21 protein-coding genes and 1 pseudogene are annotated in these 25,426 nt (G+C 71.1%); 13 read left to right on the top strand and 9 right to left on the bottom strand.

Annotated elements, in window-relative coordinates; genetic code table 11:
- Positions 1–10 precede the first annotated feature (10 nt).
- On the bottom strand, positions 11–832 hold the full coding sequence (locus ACFWV8_RS34445; protein ID WP_384213666.1) for an MBL fold metallo-hydrolase: 822 nt from the start codon (positions 830–832) through the stop codon (positions 11–13).
- A 251-nt stretch (positions 833–1,083) separates the two neighbouring features.
- Between ACFWV8_RS34445 and ACFWV8_RS34440 the strand changes: the two genes are divergently transcribed.
- The 4 genes from ACFWV8_RS34440 (at position 1,084) to ACFWV8_RS34425 (ending at position 4,700) form a co-directional block, all read left to right on the top strand.
- Entirely contained in the window at positions 1,084–1,488 is a 405-nt protein-coding gene (locus ACFWV8_RS34440; RefSeq protein ID WP_384213663.1) for a hypothetical protein, read from the top strand.
- A gap of 125 nt (positions 1,489–1,613) precedes the next feature.
- A complete protein-coding gene (locus ACFWV8_RS34435) occupies positions 1,614–3,737 on the top strand; it encodes a phage holin family protein (protein ID WP_384213660.1) in 2,124 nt (707 codons plus the stop codon).
- Positions 3,738–4,101: 364 nt separating this feature from the next.
- Positions 4,102–4,470: a hypothetical protein gene (locus ACFWV8_RS34430; RefSeq protein ID WP_384213657.1), complete on the top strand. Its 369-nt coding sequence runs from the start codon at positions 4,102–4,104 to the stop codon at positions 4,468–4,470.
- Between the two features lie 74 nt (positions 4,471–4,544).
- On the top strand, positions 4,545–4,700 hold the full coding sequence (locus ACFWV8_RS34425; RefSeq protein ID WP_329379256.1) for a hypothetical protein: 156 nt from the start codon (positions 4,545–4,547) through the stop codon (positions 4,698–4,700).
- Between the two features lie 57 nt (positions 4,701–4,757).
- On the opposite strand, the gene ACFWV8_RS34420 is transcribed toward ACFWV8_RS34425, so the two are convergent.
- Positions 4,758–5,594, bottom strand: a complete 837-nt coding sequence (locus ACFWV8_RS34420; protein ID WP_384213654.1) for a helix-turn-helix domain-containing protein — start codon at positions 5,592–5,594, stop codon at positions 4,758–4,760.
- A gap of 196 nt (positions 5,595–5,790) precedes the next feature.
- Between ACFWV8_RS34420 and ACFWV8_RS34415 the strand changes: the two genes are divergently transcribed.
- The 3 genes from ACFWV8_RS34415 (at position 5,791) to ACFWV8_RS34405 (ending at position 8,646) form a co-directional block, all read left to right on the top strand.
- Positions 5,791–7,635: a transketolase gene (locus ACFWV8_RS34415; RefSeq protein ID WP_384213651.1), complete on the top strand. Its 1,845-nt coding sequence runs from the start codon at positions 5,791–5,793 to the stop codon at positions 7,633–7,635.
- A gap of 180 nt (positions 7,636–7,815) precedes the next feature.
- Positions 7,816–8,094: a DUF5133 domain-containing protein gene (locus ACFWV8_RS34410; protein ID WP_329379250.1), complete on the top strand. Its 279-nt coding sequence runs from the start codon at positions 7,816–7,818 to the stop codon at positions 8,092–8,094.
- 6 nt (positions 8,095–8,100) lie between these two features.
- Entirely contained in the window at positions 8,101–8,646 is a 546-nt protein-coding gene (locus ACFWV8_RS34405; protein ID WP_384213648.1) for a bacterioferritin, read from the top strand.
- Positions 8,647–8,844: 198 nt separating this feature from the next.
- Here the strand turns inward: ACFWV8_RS34405 and ACFWV8_RS34400 are convergent, their stop codons facing one another.
- Positions 8,845–9,465, bottom strand: a complete 621-nt coding sequence (locus ACFWV8_RS34400; RefSeq protein WP_384213645.1) for an LAETG motif-containing sortase-dependent surface protein — start codon at positions 9,463–9,465, stop codon at positions 8,845–8,847.
- 271 nt (positions 9,466–9,736) lie between these two features.
- Here ACFWV8_RS34400 and ACFWV8_RS34395 point away from each other — a divergent pair, with 271 nt between their 5' ends.
- The 5 genes and pseudogenes from ACFWV8_RS34395 (at position 9,737) to ACFWV8_RS34375 (ending at position 14,992) form a co-directional block, all read left to right on the top strand.
- A complete protein-coding gene (locus ACFWV8_RS34395; protein WP_384213642.1) occupies positions 9,737–11,203 on the top strand; it encodes a PQQ-dependent sugar dehydrogenase in 1,467 nt (488 codons plus the stop codon).
- Complete coding sequence (locus tag ACFWV8_RS34390) at positions 11,193–12,149, top strand: LamG-like jellyroll fold domain-containing protein (RefSeq protein WP_384213639.1); 957 nt, start codon at positions 11,193–11,195, stop codon at positions 12,147–12,149. Before ACFWV8_RS34395 ends, ACFWV8_RS34390 begins: the two co-directional genes overlap by 11 nt.
- Before the next feature lie 157 nt (positions 12,150–12,306).
- Positions 12,307–13,626, top strand: coding sequence for an NAD(P)/FAD-dependent oxidoreductase (locus ACFWV8_RS34385; RefSeq protein WP_384213636.1), 1,320 nt, complete (start codon positions 12,307–12,309; stop codon positions 13,624–13,626).
- Positions 13,627–13,630: 4 nt separating this feature from the next.
- Positions 13,631–13,933, top strand: coding sequence for a 4a-hydroxytetrahydrobiopterin dehydratase (locus ACFWV8_RS34380; protein ID WP_384213633.1), 303 nt, complete (start codon positions 13,631–13,633; stop codon positions 13,931–13,933).
- Positions 13,934–13,982: 49 nt separating this feature from the next.
- Positions 13,983–14,992: pseudogene (locus ACFWV8_RS34375) on the top strand (AraC family transcriptional regulator).
- On the opposite strand, the gene ACFWV8_RS34370 reads toward ACFWV8_RS34375, so the two are convergent.
- Positions 14,983–16,782 carry an AMP-dependent synthetase/ligase gene (locus ACFWV8_RS34370; protein WP_384213630.1) on the bottom strand — a complete coding sequence of 600 codons (1,800 nt, stop codon included), beginning with the start codon at positions 16,780–16,782 and terminating at the stop codon, positions 14,983–14,985. The pseudogene ACFWV8_RS34375 and the gene ACFWV8_RS34370 overlap by 10 nt on opposite strands.
- 295 nt (positions 16,783–17,077) lie before the next feature.
- Positions 17,078–17,974 (bottom strand): LysR substrate-binding domain-containing protein, encoded by an 897-nt coding sequence (locus ACFWV8_RS34365; protein ID WP_384213693.1) that lies wholly within the window; start codon positions 17,972–17,974, stop codon positions 17,078–17,080.
- Between the two features lie 183 nt (positions 17,975–18,157).
- On the opposite strand from ACFWV8_RS34365, the gene ACFWV8_RS34360 reads away from it, so the two are divergent.
- Positions 18,158–19,297, top strand: a complete 1,140-nt coding sequence (locus ACFWV8_RS34360; RefSeq protein ID WP_384213690.1) for a bile acid:sodium symporter family protein — start codon at positions 18,158–18,160, stop codon at positions 19,295–19,297.
- A gap of 142 nt (positions 19,298–19,439) precedes the next feature.
- Here the strand turns inward: ACFWV8_RS34360 and fdhD are convergent, their stop codons facing one another.
- From fdhD to ACFWV8_RS34340, 4 genes are read right to left on the bottom strand one after another with little or no spacing between them, the layout of a single operon-like run.
- Positions 19,440–20,279, bottom strand: a complete 840-nt coding sequence (gene fdhD / locus ACFWV8_RS34355; RefSeq protein ID WP_384213627.1) for a formate dehydrogenase accessory sulfurtransferase FdhD — start codon at positions 20,277–20,279, stop codon at positions 19,440–19,442.
- A gap of 58 nt (positions 20,280–20,337) precedes the next feature.
- The gene (locus tag ACFWV8_RS34350; RefSeq protein WP_329379232.1) at positions 20,338–21,195 is read right to left on the bottom strand and encodes a 2Fe-2S iron-sulfur cluster-binding protein; all 858 of its coding nucleotides are present in this window, start codon (positions 21,193–21,195) and stop codon (positions 20,338–20,340) included.
- On the bottom strand, positions 21,192–23,240 hold the full coding sequence (locus ACFWV8_RS34345; RefSeq protein WP_384213623.1) for an NAD(P)H-dependent oxidoreductase subunit E: 2,049 nt from the start codon (positions 23,238–23,240) through the stop codon (positions 21,192–21,194). The genes ACFWV8_RS34350 and ACFWV8_RS34345 overlap by 4 nt, the downstream gene beginning before the upstream one ends.
- Before the next feature lie 6 nt (positions 23,241–23,246).
- Positions 23,247–25,205 (bottom strand): molybdopterin oxidoreductase family protein, encoded by a 1,959-nt coding sequence (locus ACFWV8_RS34340; RefSeq protein ID WP_384213620.1) that lies wholly within the window; start codon positions 25,203–25,205, stop codon positions 23,247–23,249.
- Positions 25,206–25,426 lie beyond the last annotated feature (221 nt).

Here is a 25,426-nt window from a genome sequence, read left to right as displayed (position 1 = left end):
AGCTGGTCGATCACAGGGTGGCCCCCGGCCGCACACTCTCGCCGTGCTGAAGCCGGTGGACGGCGACCCCGGGCGCGCGCCGCGCCGCCTGGCGGACGAACTCGTCGCCGGGCGAATGGAATTCGTGCGGCCGTACCCCGTCCATCCCGATCGGCCAGAACGTGCCGTAGTGCACCGGAACCGCCGCGTCGGGCGCGAGCCGGGCCAGCGCCTCGGCCGCGCGGTCGGCGTTCAGATGACCGTGGCCCAGATGCGGTCCCCAGCCGCCCACCGGCAGCAGCGCCACGTCGACCGTGCCCACGGCGTCCGCCATCTCGTCGAAGAGCCCGGTGTCGCCCGCGAAGTACGTCCGGCGTTCACCGCTGATCACATAGCCGAGCGCGGGGGAGCGCTGCGGTCCCACCGGCAGCCGCCGCCCGTCGTGGCACGCAGGCACCGCCCGTACCCACAGCGGTCCGATCTCCACCTCGTCGCCCGGCTCGACCTCCGTGATCCGCAGACCGCCGCCACGTCCGACTCCTCCGCGTCCGATGCCGCCACGTCCGACGGCGTCCAGCCGCCGCAGTCCGGGCACCGCGCGCCGCGCGCCGCGCGGCACGATCAGCCGGGTGCCCGGCGCGAGCTTCGCCAGCGACGGCAGATGCAGATGGTCGGAGTGCAGATGCGAGACGAGGACGGCGTCGGCGACCGCGGCCTCCGGAGGCGGTACGTCACCGCGACGGCGGCGCAGATGAATCAGCCGGCGCGCGAAGAGCGGATCGGTCAGCACCCGGACACCGGAGTCCTCGACCGTGCAGGTGGCATGGCCCCACCAGGTGATGACATTTCCCAAAGCGGGACCTCAGCTCCGTCCGTATCCGGCTTTCAGCGTACGGCGGCGGGCCGTCGTACGGGCAGCGGGCGGCTCCCCGCCCCGTACCGCGTGCGCCCGAGGGAGTGCGCCCGTGGCAGATTCGTGCGCCCGCATGTGCCCGATACGCGCCTCCTTAAGAGGGTGTGAACGGAGTAGGGTCGTCGAACACTGCGGGCCAGGCGGGACTTTTCGCGGGGGCGACCGGGTGCACCGAGCGGGGGACCACAGACATGGGCGAGTTACGTGTGGCGGCCATAGCCAGCCTCACCCCGCTCGAAGAACTCGACCGAGAGCCCTTCCTGGTCGACATCCGCGGCCAGCAGGCGATGTGCGCCCGCTGGGCCGCCGACAAGGGGTACGTCGTCACACGGCAACTGCTCCTGTACGGCATGCGCTCCGACCACTGCGGCCTCTGGGTCGACGTCGAGGCGGGCGTGATCGACGCCTTCGTCGTCCCCAACGCACGTGTGCTCGACCGGGCGTTCGCGTCCGTGCCCGCCTTCACCGCCGAGTGCGAGCGCCGCGGCGTCCCCCTGGAGACCGTGGGGATGGACGAGCCTTCTTACGACGCGACGTCCAAGGCCAGGGTCCACCGCAGACTCTCCATGCCGACAGCCGGCTACGACGGCTGCTGACCCCGCCTCCGTCCCCCTTTCGGACGTCCCCTTCTTTGGAGAAGACCGGCTCCACAGCGCGCTGTGCGAGGCTGTGGAGCGAGCCCGTGTCGGTGTGCGGGCCCTGGACGTGAGGTGAAAACGCGGTGTTCAAGGGGCGATGGCGGACGGCCGGCAGGGCCCTGATGCGGGTGGTCGTCGTCTGGGCGGTCTCCACCCTGACCATGCTGGCCCTCGCCGGCGTCCTGCCCGACTTCCAACTTCAGGGCACCGACGACAGCCTCACCAGGACGGCGATCACCGCGGCCTGGGGAGCGGGTGCCTTCGGCCTGCTCAGCGCGCTCGTCTGGCCCTTCCTGGTCCGCGCCCTGCTGCTCGTGCCCGCCCTGGTGCTCGGCCTGCTGGTCTTCTTCCTCAACGGCTCCCTGCTGCTGGTCGCGCTCAAGCTCACCCCCGACGGCGGAGGCGCCGCCAACCCCGAGAACGCCGTCGTGGTCGCCGCCGTCATGTCCGCCGTCGCGTCCGCGACCTCCACGGCCCTCGCCGTACGCGACGACGACGCCTACCGGCGCAGGCTGTCGCGCCTCGCGCAACGCCGCCGGCGCCGCAGCGGCGAGGACCGCGCGCGCGGCGCCCACCCGGTATCGCCCGGCACGCTCTTCCTCCAACTCGACGGTGTCGGGCACCAGGTGCTGCTCGACGCGGTCGCCGACGGCCACATGCCCACCGTCGCGGGCTGGCTGGGTGAGCACCCGACGCACCGGCTCACCCCCTGGCGCACCGACTGGTCCAGCCAGACCGGCGCCAGCCAACTCGGCATCCTGCACGGCAGCAACCACGATGTCCCCGCCTTCCGTTGGTACGAGAAGGAGAGCGGGCGGATCATGGTCAGCAACCGGCCGGCCAGCGCCGCCGAACTCCAGCGCCGCGCCGTCGAACGCACCCGCGACGCCGGGCTCCTCACCCTCGACGGCGCCAGCCGCGGCAACCTCTTCAGCGGCGGCGCCGACCAGTTGGCGCTCGTCCTGTCGATGGCCGCCCGGCGCGGCAGGGCCACCCGCTCCCGGGCCGGCTACTTCGCGTACTTCACCGACCCGGCCAACGCCGTCCGTACGGCCGTCTCGTTCGTCGCCGAGGTCGGCCGCGAGATAGGCCAGTCGACGCGGGCCCGCGTCCGCGGCGACCGGCCCCGGGTGAGCCGGGGCGGGCTCTACCCCTTCATCCGGGCGTTCGCGACCGTCGTCGAGCGCGATGTCGTGGTCGCGGCGGTCATAGGGGACATGCTGGCCGGGCGCGCCGCCGTCTACGCCGACCTCGTCGCGTACGACGAGGTGGCCCACCACTCGGGACCCCACAGCCGCGACGCCACGCGCGTCCTGCGGCGGCTGGACCGCTCGATCGAGCTGCTGACCAAGGTCGCCGACCACGCGCCGCGCTCGTACCGGCTCGTGCTCCTCTCCGACCACGGGCAGAGCCCCGGCGAGACCTTCCAGGGCGTGTACGGGCTCACGCTCCGGGATCTCGTACGGGCGGGCTGCGGGCTGCCGGTGCCGCGCCGCGCGGTGCGCACGAAGAGCGGCGCGGAGGCGCGGGACGCGGCCCGTGACGCCGTACGTACGGCGCTCCACCGCCCCGTCGAGGCGGGCCACGAGGGCGAGGCCGACGAGAAGCGCTCGGCGCGGGGGTCCGACCCGATCGTGCTGGCCTCGGGAAATCTGGGCCTGATCTCCTTCCCCGACGTCCCGGTGCGGATGAGCCGCGAGCAGATAGACGAACGCCACCCCGCGCTGCTGCGGACCCTCGCCAACCACCCGGGCATCGGCTTCCTGCTCGTCCGCAGCGAGGCGAACGGCTCCGTGGTGCTCGGCCCTGCCGGGGCGGAGATCCCCGTCGCCAAGCTGGACGACACGGGGCTGCTGGCCACGATGGGGCCGGGCGCCGCCGACGCGGTCCGGCGCACCGACACCTTCCCGCATGTCGCGGACATCATGGTCAACTCGATGTACGACCCGGCGACGGGCCGGGTGCACGCGTTCGAGGAGCAGATCGGCTCCCACGGCGGCCTCGGCGGCGAACAGTCCAACGCGTTCCTGCTGTCCCCCCTGACCCTGCCGCCGCCGGTCCCCGCGGACGGGGAACTGGTGGGAGCGGAACAGGTCCACGCGGTCCTGAACCACTGGCTGTACGACGGCCTCGGCCCGCAGATCCCCCTCGATCCGACGCCTGCGACGGAAAGCGCCCTTCAGGAGGAGCCGAAGCCCGCCCCGTAGGGCGTGTTGGGGAAGTCCCGTGTGGCTCGCGAGCCCCGCCCTGCGGGCGAACGACGCTACTTTCGCAGCACGCCCCAGGGCGTGCCCGGAAAGCCCGGTAGTCGCGACGCCCGGCGCGCGGCCTCCCGGCGTCGGCGGAGTCGGCCGAGTACGGCCGGGCCGTCTGCGCACCGGCCGCCGCGTGCTCCGCCCTGCGGGCGGGCGGCGCTGTTCGTCGGGCAGGCCCCGGGCCGCCCCGCCGTCCCGCGCCGTGGACCTGCACGGGTCGGCGTAACGCGTGTCCCCCGGGAGAGCGGATCTCGGGCTCTCGGCGGGCACCGTGGCGTTCGTGGGCACAGGATGCACGATCAGGAGGTCGTGCCCAGTGAACAGCGCCCCGGAAATCCACCGCGCCCGTCCGGCAGGACGGTCCGAAAGGTCCGCCGTGCGGCTGGTCACGCTGCTCGTGCTCTGCGCCCTCCTGGGGATGTCGCTCGATTCCTGCGCGTCGGCCGCGCGCGGAGCCGAACCCCGCCCGGCCGCTTCGACCGTGCCCGAGCCCGTGGGGGAGGGGCACCACGACACCGCGGTGGCCGCCCAGCCCACGTCGGGCAGGGGCGGACGCGGGGCAGGTCCGGGGCCCCGCAGAACCCGCCGTCCGGCGCCGCGCCCTCCGTACGGAGGGGCCTTCGCCCCGTCGGTCAAGGGACCGGTCGCGCCGCCGGCCGTCCGCTGTGTGGTGCTGCGCTGCTGAGAGGTCCGGCACGTCCGCGTGCCCGTCGACCCCATCCAGCCGGTCAACCCCCATCGCACCGCGAGGACACAGCCATGCCCATCGACCCGTTCGCCGTACTCAACGCGCTGCTGCGCGCCGAGGCGTCACGCTCCACCGAGCACGAGGCCAAGGCCCCGACCGCCCCCTCGACCGCGCCCACTCCCGCCCCGGCCAGGCCGTCCGAGCCCCGCCGGGACACCCGCGACTGATCCCCCGACGTGACCTGACCGGTCCGCCGGGTCACCGCCCGGCGGACCGGTCCGTCCTCAGCCCAGCGCCGACATCAGATACTTCGCCGTCGCAGGATCGGCCGGCAGGAACGTCTCGATCGCCAGCTCGGCCACCGTCACGTCCATCGGTGTGTTGAACGTCGAGATGGACGACAGGAAGGTCAGCACCTGGCCCCCGTGCTCGATCCGCAACGGCAGCGCGAAGTTCCCGAGCGCGAACGCCGCCGCGTCACCGTCCTCGCCGGCCCCGGCCCCGTCACCGCCGGAGTCGTCCGCCCCCTCCGGCGGCGGATACGCGGCGACCTCCTCGTACAGCGCCCGCAGCGCGTCCGAGCGGTCGAGCGCGATCCGCCGCTCCATCTGGTCCAGCAGATGCGCCCGCCACTGCCGGAAATTGCGGACACGCCCCGCCGCCCCTTCCGGATGAAGGACGACCTTCATCGTGTTCACCGGCGGCACCAGCAGATGCTCGGGCACGCCTTCCATGATCAGGCCGAGGCCCCGGTTGGCCGCCACCAAGGTGTACGTCCCGTCGACCACGAGCGCCGGATACGGTTCGTACCCCCGCAGCAGCCGCTCCAGCGCCTCCCGCACCGCCGCCATCGACGGGTCGTCCAGCGCGGTCTCGCTGAAGCGGGGCGCGTAACCGGCCGCCAGCAGCAACGCGTTGCGTTCGCGCACCGGCACATCCAGACGCTCCGCGAGCCGCAGGACCATCTCCTCGCTCGGCCGGGCCCTGCCCGTCTCCACGAAGCTGATGTGGCGGGCGGACGAGCCGGCGCGCAGGGCCAGCTCCAGCTGACTGATCCGGCGCCGTTCACGCCAGCTCCTGAGCAGCGGCCCGACCCCGGTCCCCGACCTGCGCGATGTCATACGCGGACGGTAGCCCCGCCCGGCGGGCGCCCGCACCGGTCCCGTCTTCTGCGGGCTCTCCCCGGGTGGGGCAATCTGGTGGGTACGGGGCATTACAGGCGCGGCTGCCGTTTGCGGTCGTCGCCCTCGGGCACCCGGAAAGTCCACGGTCCGCCCGTCCGGCCGCCGCATCCGGTCGCATCCGGTGAGGAGTGACATGCGTAGCGAACTTCTGACAGAACTGGCGCAGCAGCTCAGGGTCGACTCGGTCCGCGCGGCCGACATGGCGGGTTCCGGCCACCCGACCTCGTCCATGTCCGCCGCCGATCTCGGCGCCGTCCTGCTGGCCAACCATCTGACGTACGACTTCGACCGCCCCGATCACCCGGGGAACGACCGGATGATCTTCTCCAAGGGCCACGCGTCGCCCCTGCTCTACTCCATGTATCTCGCGGCCGGTGCCATCGACGAGGCCGAGTTCCACACCTACCGCCGGGAGGGCAGCAGGCTCGAAGGCCACCCCACCCCCCGGCTGCCCTGGGTGGACGTCGCGACCGGTTCGCTCGGGCAGGGCCTGCCGCTGGGCGTCGGGATGGCGCTCGCCGGGCAGCGGCTCGGCAAGGTCCCGTACCGGGTCTGGGTGCTCTGCGGCGACAGCGAGATGGCCGAGGGCTCGATCTGGGAGGCCGCCGAACACGCCGGGCACGAGCATCTCGACTCGCTGACGCTGATCGTCGACGTGAACCGGCTCGGCCAGCGCGGCCCCACCCGCCACGAGCACGACCTCGCCGCGTACAGCCGCAGACTGCACGCCTTCGGCTGGCACACCATCGAGGTCGACGGCCATGACATCGACGCGATCGAAGCCGCCTACGACGAGGCGCGCTCGACCATCGGCGAGCCGACGGCGATCATCGCCGGCACCCTGAAGGGCCGGGGCGTCGCCTCCGTCGAGGACCGCGAGGGCATGCACGGCAAGCCCCTCCCGGACGCGGCGGGCGCCATCGAGGAGCTGGGCGGCCGGCGGTCCATGCGGGTCGAGGTGCGCAAGCCCGCGACGAGCGCCACCGACGCCCACCCCGGCGTCGGCCATCTGAATCTGCCGCGCTTCGACGAGGGCGACCAGATCGCCACCCGTGACGCGTACGGGCAGGCCCTGACCGCACTCGGCTTCGCGCGCGGCGACATCGTGGCGCTCGACGGGGAGGTCGGCGACTCGACCCGTACCGAGTTCTTCTCCAAGGAGCACCCCGAGCGCTACTTCGAGTGCTACATCGCCGAACAGCAGCTGATCGCCGCCGCCATCGGCATGCAGGCCTGCGGGCAGATCCCGTACGCCTCGACCTTCGCGGCCTTCCTGACCCGGGCGCACGACTTCCTGCGGATGGCCACGATCGGCGGGGCGTCGATCAGCGTCGTCGGCTCGCACTCCGGTGTCTCCATCGGCCAGGACGGGCCTTCGCAGATGGGGCTCGAAGACCTCGCCCTGTTCCGTGCCCTGCACGGCAGTACGGTGCTCCAGCCGTGCGACGCGAACCAGACGACCCGGCTCGTCGCCGCGATGGCCGAGCTGGAGGGCATCAGCTATCTGCGCACCCTGCGCGGGAAGACACCGGTCATCTACGGCTTCGACGAGCAGTTCCCGGTCGGCGGCAGCAAGGTGCTCCGGCACACCATCGACGACCGGATGACCCTCGTCGGCTCCGGGATCACCGTCCACGAGTGCCTCAAGGCGGCAGACCTGCTCGCCGAGGAGGGCATCACCGTACGGGTCATCGACATGTACTCGATCAAGCCGGCCGACGAGGTCACCCTCCAGGCCGCCGCGGCCGACACCGGCTGTCTGATCACGGTGGAGGACCACCACCCGCAGGGCGGTCTCGGCGACGCCGTCGCGGAGGTCTTCTCCGACGGCCGGCCCGCGCCCCGGCTGGTGCGGCTCGGCGTACGGGAGATGCCCGGGTCCGCGACGCCCGCCCAGCAGCTGCGTGCCGCCGGAATCGACGCCGATTCGATCGCCGCCGCCGTGAAGCTCCTGACGGGAACGGCGATGGTGCGCTGACGCGGACCGCGAACAGACGCGGAACCACCACGGAAAGTGTCCGTTTGCGGACAACGGGTGATCGTCGCACGATGATGGGCAAGGCCCGCGGGACGGCTGTGAACACCGCCGTCCCGCGGGCCGAGACGTCGCCGAACGAGCAGGTCCAGCGGGGCCGGCTTCGAGAATCGGGAGAAGAGCATGCTTCTGCCGGACAAGGCCGGGCTCGCCCAGCTGCTGCGCCGCTACCGGACGTGGGAGCAGCTGGTTCTGCAGGAGCCGCAGAACCCGGCGCGACGGCGGCGGCTGGACGACGTCGCCTACACCCTGTGTGTGCTGATGGGCCACCGCACCGCCCATGAGGCGATCCGTGCGGCGGAGTCGTATCTCGGCAGAAGCCCCCGTGGCGACCGGGGTCTGCGGGGTCAGGGAATTCTGCGTAACCGTCGTCGCGACAGCAGCCGCAAAGAAAGGATGTGAACGGTCATGGCCGAATTCCTCACGGACATCAAGATGATTCGCGAGCGCGCCCGCCGGCAGATCGACAAGGGCCCGGTGACGGACGCCTACGGGGCGGATGTCGAGCGGGTCATCCAGGTGCTGAACGAGGCGCTGGCCACCGAGATCGTCTGCACACTGCGCTACAAGAGGCATTACTACACGGCGACGGGGCTCTACGCGGAGCCGGTCGCCGCCGAGTTCCTGGAACACGCGGATGACGAGCAGGCGCACGCGGACAAGCTGGCCGAGCGGATCGTGCAGCTCGGCGGTGAGCCCGACTTCAACCCCGAGACGCTCACGAACCGTTCGCACTCGGAGTACGACGAGAGCCTGGACCTGATCGAGATGATCAAGGAGGATCTGGTGGCCGAGCGGGTGGCCATCACGTCGTACACGGAGATCGCCCAGTGGCTGGGGACGGGCGACCCCACCACGCGCCGGGTCTTTGAGGACCTGCTCGCGCAGGAGGAGGAGCACGCGGACGACCTGCGGGCGCTCCTGGAACGGCTTCCGGGCAGTGCCAAGTCCTGACGGGAGCGCGGGCGGACGGGCAGAACGGCCCCAGGAGAAACGGCACCGGGAGAACGGCCCAGGAGAAACAGCCTCAGGACAAACGGCACCGCCGTCGGCCGGAAGACACTCAAGTGCCTTCCGGCCGGCGGCGGTTCTGCGTCCGTCGGCGGTCGTGTCCGCCGCCCGTCGGCAGTCGTCAGCGGTGGTCGCGCGAGGTCAGTTCCCCACGGCGCGGCGCTTGCGCGCGGCCCACGTGATGCCCGCACCGGCCACGAGTATGACGGCGGCGGCGCCCGCGATCAGCGGCGTCGTGCTGGAGGAACCCGTCTCGGCGAGGTCGTCACCGGCGGGGCTCGGCTGCGAGGAGGGGACGGGCGCCTCGGCGGTCGTCTCGCTCGGCTCGGGCTTGGCCTCGGTCGGCGTGGGCTCGGGCTCGTCCGACGGCGGAGTCTTCGACGGCGTGGGCTCGGGCTCGCTGCCCTCGCAGACCGGAGCGGTCTTGGTGTCGTCGAGCGAACCGTCGTTGCCCGAACCGTCCTTCACCACGAGGTGGAGCGTCAGCTCCTTGTCGTGCTCGGGCAGTTCGATCTTCTTGTGGAACTCTCCACCGAACTTCTCGGTGGCCAGCAGTTCCTTGCCGTCGACACTCAGGGTCACCGTGTTCTCGGCGCTGGCGGTGTAGTTGACGAGATCGACGCTCACCTGCGAGCAGGTCACGGCCCAGGCCGGGGTGTGCGCCACCGCCGGGGCGGCGAAGAGGCCGACGCCGAGCGCACCCGCCGCCGCGACCGTCACGAGCGCCCCGGGGCGTCGCCACGATCTGTTGAATACAGTCACTGAATCCTCCGCGTTCACTTCGCCGCCGGATGACGGCGCGGGCGCACAGTATCGCCATTCGGGACCGACTCCCCACGCGCCCCTATGGACTTGACCGTCTCATGGGGCGGATGTGCCCGAAATTGGTGCGCGCGCCACTTTGCTCGCTCCGGCCCCCTTGCCGCGCCCTTGCCTCGTTTGTAACTTGGCGCGGACGCCTCACTGCAAGCGCTTTCTATGCGGTGGTGCCGCCTGTCCGAGCCGTACCGTCCGAGCCGATGAGGTGAGCGGGATGCCCAAGCCCGGAACAACAGGAAGAACGGCGAGAAAACGACTGGCCGTCGCGGCGGGGGTGCTGCTGGTCTCGCTGCTCGTGCCATCCGCCGAAGCACGTGAGGACGGGCCGATCGCCGATCCGCTGCCCGACCCGGCACTCTCCGAAATTGGCCTGGTTCTTGACGAATTCTCGACGCTGCCCAAGTCGGAGCCGGTGCCGCCGCCGACCGACGACCGGCTCAAGCGCTGGGCCCGGATCAACTTCGTCGGCGAAGTCCCCGACGGATCCGGCCGGTTGTACGTCCCCGATCTCAACGGCAAGCTGTATCTGCTGAACAGCGCGGGCACGCCCACCGAGTACCTGGACGTCGGTACGGAGGCCGGCCCGGACTTCTGGTCCCACCAGGGCCTCGGCAGCGGCTTCGGATTCGTCGCCTTCCACCCGGAGTTCGCCGAGAACGGCATGTTCTACACCGTCCACACCGAGGCCAGGGACGCGCTCCGCAAACGCCCGGACCTGCCGTCCGGCGGAGTCACCGTTGTCCACAGCGTGGTCACCGAGTGGACCGCCGACGACCCGGCCGCCACGACGTTCAGCGGCTCGCGCCGCGAGGTGATGCGGCTCGGTTTCCAGAGCACCATCCACGACATCCAGGAGATCAACTTCAACCCCAACTCCCGCCCCGGGGACGAGGACTACGGGCTGCTCTACATCGCCGCCGGGGACGGCGGAGCCGGCTGGCGCAGTTCGGTGCCTCAGGACCTGTACGTACCGCAGGGCAAGATCCTGCGCATCGACCCGGCCGGCGACAACGGCCCCGGCGGCAAGTACGGCATCCCGCCGTCCAACCCCTTCGTCCACCGGCAGTACGTGCTCGGCGAGATCTACGCGTACGGCTTCCGGGACCCGCACCGGTTCAGCTGGGACTCCGGCGGCAGCGGCCAGATGTTCGTGGGGAGCATCGGGGAGCACCGCATCGAGTCCGTGTACGACGTCAGGGCCGGGGACAACCTGGGCTGGAGTGACCGCGAGGGACCCTTCGAGTACCGCAAGGAGGGGAACCCGACCTGCGGTGTCTACCAACTCCCGGACAACGACGAGCAGTACGGCTACACCTATCCGGTCGCGGCCTTCGACCACGTACCGCCGCCGGAGACCCCCTGCGCGGACAGTGGCAACGCGCTGATCGGCGGCTTCGTCTACCGGGGCGCCGAGATCCCCGAGCTGCGGGGCAAGTACGTCTACGGCGAAGGTGTCGGCGGCCGGATCTTCTACTCCGACGTGGCCGACATGCGCCGGGGCGGGCCGCTCGCCGAGGTGCATCAGTTCAAGGTCATCGACGCGGCCGGCGCGACGACCTCGATGGCGGAGCTGGCCGGGGACGACCGGGTCGACCTGCGGTTCGGTACGGACCGCGACGGTGAGCTCTACGTCCTGGCGAAGGCCAACGGCAAGATCTGGAAGGTGACCGATGCGCGCTGACACATCGGGGCGGCGCAGGCTCGCCCTGACTCTCGCTCTCGCCACAACGCTGCTGGTGACGGCTTTCGCACCGGCGGGTGAGCCGGCGGAGGGCCGGACCGCCGGCATGGCGGCACCCCTGCCCAGCCCGGTCGCCGCTTACGACTTCGAGCACCCGGCCCCCGGCGACCCGGCCCGCGAAAGCGACCAGGGCAGCTCAGGCACCACGCTCGACCTGGTCAACGGCGGAGCCCTGTCACGCGTCACGGACGACAAACGGCGCGGCGAGGTCCTGCGTACGCGGCAGGTCACGCCCACGGTCAAGAGCAACGACGACTGGAAGGCCGGCGTGTACGGCCCACAGGGCGTGCCGACCCTGAACGCCTTCAACGGCGCCCGGCAGGCCACCGTCATGGGCTGGTTCAGGATGACCGCCGACAATCCGGCGCCGAACTCCAACACCGCTGCCCCCGACGACCGTTACAACGCGATCGGCCTCGCCGGGATCCTCACGGGCACCTCGGCGGGTCACGACGTACGCGCCCTGCTCGAACTCATCACCGTCGGCGGGGAGATGAAGGTCGTCGCCCTCGGTCGCCGCGTGGACGGGGGCAGTTCACAGACGTTCGCCGCCGACGCCGACTGGCGGCGGATCCTGCCGGTCGGCAGGTGGGTGTCCCTCGCCGCGACGTTCGACTTCGACACCGGCACGATGGCGCTGTACCGCGACGGCCTCCCGCTCCCCGGCCGGTACGTCACGCCCGGTGACCCCTGGGCGGTGGAGGGGCCGCCCGAGCCCGACACCGCGTCGCCCACCGATCCGCGCGGCATCAAGATCGGCGGCAGCTATCCGCAGAACACCCAGGAGGGCAATCCCTGCGACTGCCGGATGGACGACCTGATGTTCTTCGACCAGGTCCTCACACCAGCCGAGATCATGTCGCAATACCGGCGGACGCGAGGATAATGAGGAGGGGAAACACAGGGCGACCAGTGGCATGAGGGCAAGGCCCTGTCCCCGGACAGGGCCTGGAGAAATCGGGTGACCGTCGTGTGCCCCGGCCCCGGCCGGGTACGCGACGAGTCGTCCGTAAGACCCGATACGCCACAGTCCGGAGTCGAACGTGAGCCGTTCCCGCATTGTCGTCGTAGGAGCCGGATTCGCCGGCTTCCAAGCCGCCCGTACGCTCTGCCGGCGCGTACGGGACGAGGCCGAAGTCGTCCTCCTCAACCCGACCGACTACTTCCTCTACCTGCCACTTCTGCCCCAGGTGGCCGCCGGAATCCTGGAACCACGCCGAGTGACCATCTCGCTGACCCGCGTCCTGCCCCGGGTGCGACTCGTCCTCGGCGAGGCCGACCACGTCGACCTGGACAAACGGCTGGTGCGGTACTCGGGCCCCGAGGGCGAGAGTGGCGAGCTCAGCTACGACCGGCTCGTTCTCGCCGTCGGCAGCGTCAACAAACTCCTTCCGATCCCGGGTGTCGCCGAGCACGCGCACGGCTTCCGGGGTCTGCCCGAAGCCCTCTACCTGCGCGACCACGTCACCCGCCAGATAGAACTCGCCGCGGCCGGGGACAGCCCCGACAACCGGGCGCGCACCACCTTCGTGGTGGTCGGCGCGGGCTACACCGGCACCGAGGTCGCCGCCCACGGCAAGCTCTTCACCGACGACCTGGTCCGCAAGCAGCCAGGCCGGACATGCAAACCGGCCCCTCGCTGGCTGCTCATCGACATCGCGCCCAGGGTCCTGCCCGAGCTGGACCACAGGCTCTCCGACACCGCCGCCCGCGTCCTGCGCCGGCGCGGCGTCGACGTCCGCACCGGCACGTCCGTCAAGGAGGCCACCGCGAAGGGCGTCCAGCTGGACGACGGGGAGTTCGTCGAGACCCGGACCCTCGTCTGGTGCGTCGGCGTACGGCCCGACCCGCTGGTCGCCGACGTCGGACTGCCCGTCGAACGCGGCAGGCTGGTCGTGGATCCGCGGCTCAACGTGCCCGGCCACCCCGAGGTCTTCGCGTGCGGTGACGCCGCCGCCGTACCCGATCTGACCAGGCCGGGGGAGTTCACGCCCATGACCGCGCAGCACGCGACCCGCCAGGGCAAGGTCGCGGGCCGCAACGTCGCCGCCTCCCTCGGCTACGGGGAGCAGCAGGCGTATCGGCACCACGACCTCGGATTCGTGGTCGACCTCGGCGGGGTCAAGGCAGCCGCCAACCCCCTGGGGGTGCCGCTCTCCGGACCGGTGGCCGGCGCGGTCACCCGCGGCTACCACCTGGCGGCCATGCCGGCGAACCGGGTGCGCGTCGCGGCGGACTGGGTGCTCGACGCGGTGCTGCCGCGCCAGGCCGTCCAGCTCGGCCTCGTACGCTCCTACACCGTCCCGCTCGACACCTCGTCCCCCGAACTGGCCAGGGTCCCCGGCGGACCCCGTAAGGAGTGACCCCATGGCGAAGGAATCACTGTCACCGCAGGAGATCGACAACCGGCTGGCCGCGCTGCCCGAGTGGTCCCTGGAGGACGGGAAGATCACCCGTAACTACCAGCTCACCGACCACTTCGCCGCGACGGCGATGGTCGTGCACGTCGCCCGGATCCAGCAGGAGCTGAACCACCACTCCGATCTCACCCTCGGCTACAACACCGTCGACATCGCGGTGAACTCGCACGACGTGGGCGGGATCACCGACCGTGACTTCGATCTCGCCGCACGGGTCGAGGAGATCGCGCCCACGCACGGCGCGCTCTGAGCCCGGATACCCGTGCCGACCAGAAGGGCGCGCCTCTAATCTGGGCGATGTGGACGCACTCGCCGGACTTCTCGACGGTCCCCGTGCCCGGGGCGCGTTCCTGCTGCGCATGGTGATGGAACCACCGTGGTCCGTCCGGATCGAGGACCGGCACCGCTCTGTCTGATGTGGGTCGCACGCGGCGAGGCCTGGATCGTCCATGGCACGGATACGCCGCCCGTCCATGTACGCCCCGGCGACATCGCCATCGTGCGGGGCCCGCGGCCGTACACCGTCACCGACGCCCCGGGCAGCGCGCCGCAGGCCGTCATCGGCCCCGGTGGCACCTGCCACACGCTGCGCGGCGAACCGCTCGCGCAGTCGATGCGGCTGGGCGTACGGACCTGGGGCAACGCGCTCGACGGCCCCTCGACCATGCTCGTCGGCACGTACCAGATGGCGGGCGAGGTCAGCCGGCGGCTGCTCGACGCGCTGCCCGACGTGCTCCATCTGCCCGCCGACGCCTGGGACTGCCCGCTGCTGCCGTTCCTGGACGACGAGATCTCACGGGACGACCCCGGCCAGAGTGTCGTGCTCGACCGGGTGCTCGACCTGCTGCTGATCGCCGCGCTGCGGACCTGGTTCTCCCGCCCCGACGCCGCGGCGCCCGGCTGGTACCGGGCCATGGGCGACCCGGTGGTGGGCAGGGCGCTGCGACTCCTCCGACACGAACCGGCCCATCCCTGGACCGTCGCGTCGCTCGCCGCGAGGTGCGGGGTCTCCCGCGCGGCGCTCGCCCGCCGCTTCACCGAACTGGTCGGCGAGTCGCCGATGGCGTATCTCGCCGACTGGCGGCTGTCGTTGGCCGCCGACCGGTTGCGGGAGACGGACGCCACGGTCGAGTCGATCGCGCGCCAGGTCGGCTACGGCGGCTCGTTCGCGCTGAGCGCGGCGTTCAAACGGGTACGGGGCATCAGCCCCCAGGAACACCGGGCGGGGAAGCGGGACTTGGTGACCGGGGGGCAACCCTGGGGACCTTCGGGTGCCGCCCCGGGTCCTGCTCTCCCGCCTCAGCGGTAGAGGGCGTCCACCTCGACGGTGTACGCCGTCTCGATCGCCTTGCGCTTGAGCTTGAGCGACGGCGTCAGCAGCCCGTGCTCCTCGCTGAAGGGATGCGCCAGGATCCGGAACGTACGGATCGACTCGGCCTGTGACACCAGGGTGTTGGCCGCCACCACCGCGCGACGGATCTCCATCTCAAGATCCGGGTCGCGCACCAGGTCCACCGGTTTCAGCGGCGGTTTGCCCCGCATCGCCAGCCAGTGCTCCACCGCCTCCTGGTCGACGGTCACCAGCGCGGCGATGTACGGCCGGTCGTTGCCGACCACGATGCACTGGCCGACCAGCGGATGCGCCCGTACGCGCTCCTCAAGACCCGCCGGTGACACGCTTTTACCGCCCGACGTCACCAGGATCTCCTTCTTGCGCCCGGTGATGGTCAGATAGCCGTCCTCGTCGAGCGCCCCGAGGTCGCCCGTGGCGAGCCAGCCGTCGCGCAGGACCGCCTCGGTGGCCTTCGGGTCGTTCAGATAGCCGCCGAAGACATGACCGCCGTGCAGCCACACCTCGCCGTCCTTGGCGATGTGCACCGTGGTGCCCGGGATGGGCTGGCCGACCGTCCCGTACCGGGTGCGCTCCGGCGGGTTGGCGGTGGCCGCCGCACTGGACTCCGTCAGGCCGTAGCCCTCGAAGACCGTGACACCGGCGCCCTCGAAGAAGAGACCGAGCCGCCGGTCCATCCCCGAACCGCCCGACATCGCGTGCCGCACCCGGCCGCCCATCGCGGCGCGCACCTTGGAGTACACGGCCTTCTCGAAGAACTGGTGCTGGATCCGCAGCCCCGCCGACGGACCGGGGCCGAGCCCGAACGCCTTGTGCTCCATCGCCTCCGCGTGCTTCACCGCCACATCGACGGCCTTGTCGAACGGGCCTGTCCTGCCCTCCCGTTCGGCCTTGCGGCGCGCGGCGTGGAAGATCTTCTCGAAGATGTACGGCACGGCCAGGATGAAGGACGGCCGGAACGCGGCCAGGTCCGGCAGCAGTTCACTCGCCCGCATCACCGGCTGGTGGCCCAGCTTCACCCGCCCCCGGATCGCGGCGATCTCGACCATCCGGCCGAAGACGTGCGCGAGCGGCAGGAAGAGCAGCGTCGACGCCTCGTCGCCGCGCTTGGAGTGGAAGACCGGCTCCCAGCGGGCGATCATCGTGTCCGTCTCGAACATGAAGTTCGCGTGCGTGATCACACAGCCCTTGGGGCGGCCGGTGGTTCCCGAGGTGTAGATGACCGTGGCCGTGGAGTCGGGCGTGACCGCCCGGCAGTGCCGGTGGACGACCTCGTCGTCGATCTCGGCGCCCGCGCGGGTGAGTTCGCCGACGGCGCCGGCGTCCAGCTGCCAGAGCTTCTTGAGCCGGGGGAGACGGTCGATCACCGAGCCGATGGTCATCGCGTGGTCCTCGTGCTCGACCACGCACGCCGACACCTCGGAGTCGTACAGCATCCAGAAGACCTGCTCGGCGGACGAGGTCGGGTAGACCGGCACGGACTGGGCGCCGACCGACCAGAGCGCGAAGTCGAAGACCGTCCACTCGTACCGGGTACGGGACATGATCGCGACCCGGTCGCCGAACCGGACCCCCTGGGCCAGCAGCCCCTTCGCCAGAGCCAGTACCTCGTCGCGGAACTCGGCCGACGTCACGTCGTGCCAGTTGCCGTCGGCGTCCTTGCGGCCGAGCGTGACACGGCCCGGGTCGTCCAGCGCATGATCGAATACGACGTCCGCCAGCCCGCCCGCATGGGGCGCAGACGCCATGGGTCGGACAGTGAACTCGCGCAATGACCTGCTCCTTGTGGCTCCGCACGGCGCCGTGACGGTACCCCAAGGGGCAGCCCGGCGGGAGGGGGTGGACGCAAGTGGCGCTTTGCGGTATCGGCGCAGGTCAGAGGCCAGAAGCCGGAGTTGAGAAGAGACTCGGGACACGCTTCTGACCGAAGAGTAAGTGTGCCTTGAGGGAATCTCCACCGAATCTGTACGGGGCGATTACGCACCCGGCCCCGGGAGAAGACTTGGCCTGTACCAGCGCCTCGGTCTGGCGGGTTCTTGTCGGTCAGCGTGTATCGGCCGGGCGGTGCAGCCGGTCGCCGCCCGCCAGGATGGCGTCGGCGAGCGCGTCCGCCGGGCTCCGGTCCGACGCTCGCGCGGTCCGCCCCGCCTGCCTCCGGCCGTGCAGCAGCACGAAGTCCACGCCGCCGAGATCCGGCAGCGCCGCGCGGGCCGGTACCGGCACCAGGCCCGGTGGGATCAGCCCCCGGGTGTGCGCCATCACGCCGAGACCCGCCCGCGCCGCCGCGATCAGCCCGCTCAGGCTCGCGCTCGTACAGGCGATGCGCCACGCGCGGCCGTCCGCCTCCAGCACCTCCAGCGCACGGGCGCGGGTGATGCCGGGCGCCGGGAACAGGATCAGCGGCACCGGGCGCTCGGGGTCGATCCGCACGTGCGGCGCCCCGATCCAGACCAGCGTGGACTGCCAGACCAGCTCGCCGTGCGTGTCACCGCCCCGGCGCTTGGCCAGCACCAGATCCAGCTCACCGGCGGCCAGCCGCTCGTGCAGCGTGCCGGACAGTTCGACGGTCAGCTCCAGATCGACCTCGGGGTGATCGGTGCGGAACGACTCAAGGATCTCGGGCAGCCGCGTCAGGACGAAGTCCTCGGAGGCGCCGAAGCGGAGCCTGCCGCGCAGCCGGGTCCCGGAGAAGTACTCGGCCGCCCGCTCGTGGGCCGCGAGGATCGTACGGGCGAAGCCGAGCATGGCCTCGCCGTCCTCCGTCAGCTCCACACTGTGCGTGTCCCGCGTGAAGAGCTGCCGGTCCCCGGCCGCCGCCTCCAGCCGCCGTACATGCTGGCTGACCGTCGACTGCCGTACGCCGAGACGCCGCGCGGCCTGCGTGAAGCTGAGGGTCTGCGCCACCGCCAGGAACGTGCGGAGCTGCGCGGGGTCGTACATGTCGTACATACGGCCCAGAGTAGCCCGGGTCATCGCGGATCATGATGACAGTCAGAGCCGTATGCGGGATTCCCGATCAAGCTCGGCCCCTGGATTATGGAGAGCGCGCGATCCGTCCCGGAACACGGACCAAGATCCGGCACGCGTACGAGATCCAGAGCACAGCAAGAGCCAGTGGAGCACATGAACCGCCGCCGTACGCCGCCCCCGTCGCCCACGTCCCCCCGGTCCCGGCGGCTGCCGTTCCGGCTGCCCATCGACCCGTACATCCTCGCCCTCCTCGGCACCGTCGCCCTCGCGGCACTGCTGCCCGCGTCCGGCACCACGGCGGACGTCGTCGGCGGGGCGTCGACCGGCGCGGTCGCGCTGCTCTTCTTCCTGTACGGCGCCCGGCTCTCGACCCGTGAGGCGATGGAAGGACTCAAGAGCTGGCGGCTCCATCTGACCGTCCTGGCCTGCACGTTCCTGATCTTCCCGGTGCTGGGGCTGGCAGCGCGCGGGCTCGTGCCCTACGTACTGACACCCGAGCTCTACAACGGGCTGCTCTTCCTCTGCCTGGTCCCGTCGACGATCCAGTCGTCCATCGCCTTCACGTCCATGGCACGGGGCAACGTCCCTGCGGCGATCTGCGCCGGGTCCTTCTCCAGCATCGCGGGCATCGTGGTGACGCCGCTGCTCGCCGCCCTGCTGCTCGGCGGCGGCGCGAGCGGGTTCTCGCCCGACTCGCTGCTGCGGATCGTGGCGCAGCTGCTGCTGCCGTTCGTGGCGGGGCAGTTGCTACGGCGCTGGGTCGGCGGCTTCCTCGCCCGCCACCGCACACTGCTGGGCCGGGTGGACCGCGGCTCGATCCTGCTGGTCGTCTACACGGCCTTCAGCCAGGGCATGGTCGCCGGCATCTGGCACCAGGTCACTCCGGCGCGGCTCGGCGCGCTGTTCGCGGTCGAGGTGGCGCTGCTCGCGGCGATGCTGACGATCAGCTGGTACGGCTCGCGGCGGCTGGGCTTCGGCAGGGCGGACCGGGTGGCGATCCAGTTCGCGGGCTCGAAGAAGAGCCTCGCGGCCGGGCTGCCGATGGCGAGCGTGCTGTTCGGAGCGCAGGCGAGCCTGGCGGTACTGCCGTTGATGCTGTTCCACATGCTTCAGCTGGTGGTCTGCGCGGTGATCGCCAAGCGCCGCTCCAAGGACACCCCTGAACCCCTCACGGGACCGCCTGAACCCCAACTGACCGAACCGGCCAGGTCGGCCCCATCGGCGAGTGAGCCGAAGGGGCGCGCCGGTGTCGAAAGGGAGAGCGCGCAGAGGCCCCGAGGAACGAGGGGCTGAGCACGGTCGACCGTCGACACCGGCTCAAAGCGCCCCGGAGGCGAACCGAGCCCCCTAAAAGGGGGACCAGACCCGGCCGGCGCAGGGGGCGCTCCCCGCCGGCCGGGTCCTTATCCCGTGTATCCCGTGCAGCGGCAGCGCGTCACACCTCGCTGTGGAGGGCGATGCGGTCGTCGCCGGCATACACGTTCATGGAGGGGCCGCGGAGGAAGCCGACGAGCGTCAGCCCCGTCTCCGCGGCGAGGTCGACGGCGAGCGACGACGGTGCGGAGACCGCCGCCAGGACCGGGATTCCGGCCATCACCGCCTTCTGGGCGAGTTCGAAGGACGCCCGCCCCGAGACCAGCAGGATCGCCCGCGAGAGCGGCAGCAGGCCCTGCTGGAGCGCCCGTCCGACGAGTTTGTCGACCGCGTTGTGGCGGCCCACGTCCTCGCGGATGTCGAGGAGTTCGCCGGTCTCGGAGAAGAGGGCCGCGGCGTGCAGACCCCCGGTCCGGTCGAATACCTGCTGTGCCGCCCGCAACCGGTCGGGGAGGCCGGAAAGCAGAGCCGGTTCGACCCGGACCGGGGGAGTGTCGGCGATCGGGAACCGGGCCGTGGTGCGTACGGCGTCGAGGCTGGCCTTGCCGCAGAGGCCGCACGAGGACGTGGTGTAGACGTTGCGTTCCAGCGTGATGTCCGGCATCGGGACGCCGGGCGCGAGCTGGACGTCCACCACGTTGTACGTGTTCTTGCCGTCGTCCGTCGCCCCGGCGCAGTACACGATCGACCGGACGTCGTCGGCCGAGCCGAGGACGCCCTCACTGACGAGGAATCCGCTCGCGAGCGCGAAGTCGTCGCCCGGGGTGCGCATGGTGATGGCGAGCGGCTTGCCGTTCAGCCGGATCTCCATGGGCTCCTCGGAGACGAGGGTGTCGGGACGGGTGGTGATGGCACCGTCCCTGATGCGGATGGTGCGGCGGCGTTCGGTGACCCGTCCCATGTCGATCCTTCCTGTTCCTCGCTCGGTCGCGTGCTGCTCGGGCCGGTGCTTGCTCGGCCTAGTGCTGCTGCGCGTGCTGGTAGCCGAAGCGGCCCTTGATGCACAGGTTGCCGTGGGTCACCGGATTGTCGTGCGGTGAGGTGACCTTGACGATCTCATTGTCCTGTACGTGCAGGGTGAGGTTGCAGCCCACGCCGCAGTACGCGCAGATGGTGGTGGTCTCCGTCTGCGCCGACTCGTTCCAGGTCCCGGCCTCGCGCATGTCGAATTCGGACTTGAAGCTGAGGGCGCCCGTGGGGCAGACCTCGATGCAGTTGCCGCAGTAGACGCACGCGGACTCCGGGAGCGCCACCGCGTGTTCGGTGGAGATACGGGCGTCGAAGCCGCGGCCGGCCACGGAGATGGCGAAGGTGTTCTGCCACTGGTCGCCGCAGGCGTCCACACACTTGTAGCAGAGGATGCATTTGTCGAGGTCCCGGACGTAGAGATCGTTGTCGATCTTCGGTGTCTCGTTGACCCGGGCGGCGTCGGGCCCGAACCGGTCGGGCTTCGCCTCGTACTCCTTGATCCACTCGGCCGCGCGCGGTGTCGTGGAGAGGTCGGTGGACGAAGCGAGCAGTTCCAGGACGACCTTGCGGCTGGTCCGGGCGCGCTCGGAGTCCGTCTTCACCTCCATGCCGGCCTCGGCGCGGCGCGAGCAGGCCGGGGCGAGCGTACGGGCGCCCTCCACCTCGACGACGCAGACCCGGCACGCGTTCTTCGGGGTGAGCGTGTCGCCTTCGCAGAGGGTCGGGATGTCCTTGCCGGCGGCCCGGCAGGCGTCCAGGATCGTGGACCCCTCGGGGACCCGGACGGGTTCGCCGTCCAGGGTGAACTCAAGGAGCCGGCGCGGCAGTTGAAGAGGTATGACGGTCACTTGAAAGCCCCCAGACGGTCGATGGCGGACTCGACGGCATTCCACGCGGTCTGTCCCAGACCGCAGATGGAGGCGTCGCGCATGGTCTGACCGACCTCGCGCAGCAGCGCGACGTCGTCGGACGCCTCGGCGCCCGTACGGTCCTTGATGCGGTGCAGCGCTTCCTCCTGGCGGACGGTGCCGACCCGGCAGGGCACGCACTGACCGCAGGACTCGTCGCGGAAGAACTCGGCGATGCGCAGCAGTGTCCGGGGCAGGCCGACGGTGTCGTCCATGACCAGGATCACGCCGGAGCCGAGGGTGGTGCCGGCGGCCCTGGTCCCCTCGAAGGTGAGCGGGATGTCCCGCTCGTCGGGGCGTACGAACCCGCCCGCGGCGCCGCCGAGCAGGATCGCCCGGATCTCGGTCGGGGTGCCCGCCAGGTCGAGGAGATCACCGAGCGTGGCGCCGAACGGCAGCTCGTAGATGCCGGGCCGCTCGACGCTGCCCGAGACGCAGAACAGCTTCGGTCCGGTGGAGTTGGCCGTGCCGATCGCCGCGTACGCCTCGGCCCCCATCGTCAGGATGGGCAGCACGTTGATGAGCGTCTCGACGTTGTTGGCGGCCGTCGGCTTGCCGAACAGCCCCTTCTCGACCGGGAACGGCGGCTTGGAGCGCGGTTCGCCGCGGAAGCCCTCGATGGAGTTGAAGAGGGCCGTCTCCTCACCGCAGATGTAGGCGCCGGCGCCCCGGCGGATCTCGATGTCGAACGCGTAGCCCTGGCCGAGTACGTCGTCACCGAGGAAGCCGCGCAGGCGGGCCTGGGTGATGGCGTTCTCCAGGCGGTGCAGGGCGCGCGGGTACTCGCCGCGCAGATAGAGGTAGCCGACATGGGCGCCGGTGGCGTAACCGGCGATGGTCATGGCCTCGATCAGGGCGAACGGGTCGCCCTCCATGATCACCCGGTCTTTGAAGGTGCCGGGCTCCGACTCGTCGGCGTTGCAGACGAGATAGTGGGGCCGGTCGGGCTGGGAGGCGGTGGCCTGCCACTTGCGCCCGGTGGGGAAGGCAGCGCCGCCGCGGCCGAGCAGCCCGGAGTCGGTGACCTCGCGGATCACCCCGGCGGGTCCGACGTCGAAGGCGGTCCGCAGGGCGTGGTAGCCGCCGTGCGCCCGGTAGTCGTCGATGCTGTACGGGTCGACGACGCCGATCCGCTGGAGCAGCATCAGGCCATCCTGCCCGGCCTGCGGTACGGCCAGGGCGGCGGAGGGTTCATCGGGGGCGTCCTCCGGAGCCGTCGCGGCCTCGACCAGCGCGTCGACGGTGGCGGGGCCGACGACGGCGAACGCCTGCCGCCGCGGGGCGGGTTCGGCGGACGATCCGTTGGGGTGCGCCCGCAGGGGCGTGACCACCGCGCCGTTCGGGGCGAGGTCGGCCCGGATGGGCGTGACAGCGGCGCCGTCGGCGTCCGCGGTCTCGTCCGTCTCGTCGGCGAGGCGCGCGGGCGCCGCGGCGGCGACGTCCCTGAGCCGGGGGTCCCGCTGCGCGGGGACCGTGTCGGACGGGGTGCCCGCCTGCAACACCAGTGCGGCCGGGGCCCGTTCGCACAGGCCCAGGCACGGGCTCGGCTGCCATACGACGCCGTCCGCCGCCGAGCCCGCGGCACCTATGCGTTCCTCCAGATCCGCGCAGAGCTTCGCGGAGCCGTTCCCCGCGCACGCCAGGTCGGTGCAGACGTGCAGCACCTTGGCGGGCCGGGGCTTGACCGCGAACATCGCGTAGAACGTGGCCACGCCGTACGCCTCCGCCGGCGGCACCGTGAGCCGGCGGCAGAGGTAGGCGAGGGCGCCCTCGCTGATCCAGCCCACGCGGTCGTTGATGGCATGCAACCCCGGCAACAGCAGGTCGCGCCGTTCGCGTGCCTCGCGACCACCGCGAGCCCAGCGCAGATCCGTGTCCGAACGGTCTTCCGCGCCTTCCCACGCCGACGTCGCGGGGCCCAGCAGCGAGTCGACCGCCGCCCGTTCCTCGTCCGTCGGTTTGCTGTCACCGAAGTGCAGGTCCACTGATTCTCAGCTCCTCGCTGCTGTCGCGGACATCTCTGTCACGTATCCGGGCAACTTCTCGATCCGGATGGCCGACGCCTTGAACTCGGCGGTGCCGGCGATGGGGCAGTTCGCCTCGATCGTCAGCTGGTTGGTGTCCACCTCGTCCGGGAAATGCATGGTCATGAACGCCAGCCCGGGACGGAGCCCCGGGTCGATCCACACCGGTGCCCGCACCGTGCCGCGCCGTGAGGAGATCTGGACCTCCTCGCCGACCTGGACGCCGTACTTCTCCGCGTCCTCCGGGCACAGCTCCACGTACTCGCCGCGGCGCATCGGGGAGGCGAAACTCCCGCTCTGCACACCGGTGTTGTACGAGTCGAGCCGGCGCCCGGTGGTGAGCCTGATCGGGTACTGCTCGTCCGTCAGATCCACCGGCGGGTCGTGCTCGACGATCCCGAACGGGGCGAGCCTGCCGCGCTTGGCGGGGTCCGCCTCCCACAACCTGCCGTGCAGATAGGTGGGTTCGAGCCGCTCGGTGTCGGGGCACGGCCACTGGATGCCGTGGTGCTCGACCAGCCGGTCGTACGTCATCCCGTAGTGGTCGGGCGACAGTTCGCGCAGCTCGTTCCAGACGGTCTCGGCGTCCGCGAACTTCCACGGGTGACCGAGCCTGGCGGCCAGGTCGCAGATGATGTCGATGTCCTCGCGCGCCTCGCCCGGCGGGTTGATCGCCTTGCGGACACGCTGGACGCGGCGTTCGCTGTTGGTGGTGGTGCCGTCGGTCTCGCACCACGCGGCGGTGGCGGGCAGGATCACGTCGGCCAGCTCGGCGGTCCTGGTGAGGAAGATGTCCTGCACCACCAGGAAGTCGAGCGCCTTGAGCCGGTCGACCGCCTGCTCGCTGTCGGCCTCGGACTGCGCGGGGTTCTCGCCGATGCAGTAGACGGCCTTGAGATCGCCGGTCTCCATCGCCTCGAACATGTCGGTCAGGTTGAGGCCGTAGTGGGGCTGGATCACGGTGTCCCACGCGGTCTCGAACTTCTGCCGGATGTCGGGTTCGAGGATGTCCTGGAAGCCCGGCAGCCGGTTGGGGATGGCCCCCATGTCGCCGCCGCCCTGCACGTTGTTCTGCCCGCGCAGGGGCTGGACCCCGGAGCCGTACCGCCCGACGTGCCCGGTGAGCAGCGACAGGTTGATCAGCGCCCGGACGTTGTCCGTGCCGTTGTGGTGCTCGGTGATGCCGAGCGTCCAGCACAACTGGGCCCGCTCGGCGCGGGCGTAGGCGTGGGCGAGGTCGCGGATCGCCGCGGCGGGTACGCCCGTGACCTTCTCGGCCACGCCGAGGGTCCACGGCTCGACCTCGGCCGCGTACTCCTCGAAGCCGGTGGTGGCCTGCTCGATGAACGCCTTGTTGTGCAGCCCGGCGTGGATGATCTCGCGGCCGACGGCGTGCGCCAGCGGGATGTCCGTGCCGACGTTGAGTCCCATCCAGCTCTCGGCCCACTCGGCCGTGGACGTGCGGCGGGGATCGACGGCGTACATCCGCGCGCCGTTCCTGATGCCCTTGAGTACGTGCTGGAAGAAGATCGGGTGCGCGAAGCGGGCGTTGGAGCCCCACATCACGATCAGGTCCGTGTGCTCGACCTCCTCGTAGGAGGAGGTGCCGCCGCCGGAGCCGAAGGCCGCGGAGAGGCCGGCGACGCTCGGTGCGTGACACGTGCGGTTGCAGGAGTCGACGTTGTTGGTGCCCATCACCACGCGCGCGAACTTCTGCGCGACGTAGTTCATCTCGTTCGTGGCACGGGCGCAGGAGAACATGCCGAACGCACCGCGTGCGGCACCCAGTCCGGCGGCTGCCCGGTCCAGTGCTTCCTCCCAGGTCGCCCGCCGGAACGGGCCGCCCTTCTCGTCCCGTACCAGCGGGTGTTCGAGCCTGGCGTAGGTCTTCGGCGTGCGATCCCGCCTTCTTGCGCTGCTTTTCACGCTGCGCTCCCTCATGAGTTCATGGCTTGTGGCCGCGCCATTGCATACAGTATCCCGACAGCTTGCGGGAAGCGGAAGTCTTGCGCCGGGGTTTTGTGTGACGGGGGAGTGCGGGGGGGGCCCCCCCCGCGGCCCGCCCCCCCCCCCCCCCCACCGAACCCCCGGGCGGGGAAGCAGGCCGCCCCCCCCCCCCCCCGAACCACAAAGCAGGGGAGCGACGG

It is taken from the genome of Streptomyces sp. NPDC058665, assembly GCF_042714995.1.
Taxonomy (GTDB): Bacteria; Actinomycetota; Actinomycetes; order Streptomycetales; family Streptomycetaceae; genus Streptomyces.
The sequence above is the reverse complement of the archived record's forward strand: the minus strand, read 5'-3'. Positions and strand labels throughout refer to the sequence as shown.

What these genes read in the sequence shown, in the direction of transcription:
- ACFWV8_RS34440 (WP_384213663.1), top strand. Translation starts at nt 1,084, where the DNA reads ATGGGCGAGTTACGTGTGGCGGCCATAGCCAGCCTCACCCCGCTCGAA.
- ACFWV8_RS34425 (WP_329379256.1), top strand. Translation starts at nt 4,545, where the DNA reads ATGCCCATCGACCCGTTCGCCGTACTCAACGCGCTGCTGCGCGCCGAG.
- ACFWV8_RS34420 (WP_384213654.1), bottom strand. Translation starts at nt 5,594, where the DNA reads ATGACATCGCGCAGGTCGGGGACCGGGGTCGGGCCGCTGCTCAGGAGC.
- ACFWV8_RS34415 (WP_384213651.1), top strand. Translation starts at nt 5,791, where the DNA reads ATGCGTAGCGAACTTCTGACAGAACTGGCGCAGCAGCTCAGGGTCGAC.
- ACFWV8_RS34410 (WP_329379250.1), top strand. Translation starts at nt 7,816, where the DNA reads ATGCTTCTGCCGGACAAGGCCGGGCTCGCCCAGCTGCTGCGCCGCTAC.
- ACFWV8_RS34405 (WP_384213648.1), top strand. Translation starts at nt 8,101, where the DNA reads ATGGCCGAATTCCTCACGGACATCAAGATGATTCGCGAGCGCGCCCGC.
- ACFWV8_RS34395 (WP_384213642.1), top strand. Translation starts at nt 9,737, where the DNA reads ATGCCCAAGCCCGGAACAACAGGAAGAACGGCGAGAAAACGACTGGCC.
- ACFWV8_RS34390 (WP_384213639.1), top strand. Translation starts at nt 11,193, where the DNA reads ATGCGCGCTGACACATCGGGGCGGCGCAGGCTCGCCCTGACTCTCGCT.
- ACFWV8_RS34380 (WP_384213633.1), top strand. Translation starts at nt 13,631, where the DNA reads ATGGCGAAGGAATCACTGTCACCGCAGGAGATCGACAACCGGCTGGCC.
- ACFWV8_RS34370 (WP_384213630.1), bottom strand. Translation starts at nt 16,782, where the DNA reads ATGGCGTCTGCGCCCCATGCGGGCGGGCTGGCGGACGTCGTATTCGAT.
- ACFWV8_RS34365 (WP_384213693.1), bottom strand. Translation starts at nt 17,974, where the DNA reads ATGTACGACCCCGCGCAGCTCCGCACGTTCCTGGCGGTGGCGCAGACC.
- ACFWV8_RS34360 (WP_384213690.1), top strand. Translation starts at nt 18,158, where the DNA reads ATGAACCGCCGCCGTACGCCGCCCCCGTCGCCCACGTCCCCCCGGTCC.
- fdhD (WP_384213627.1), bottom strand. Translation starts at nt 20,279, where the DNA reads ATGGGACGGGTCACCGAACGCCGCCGCACCATCCGCATCAGGGACGGT.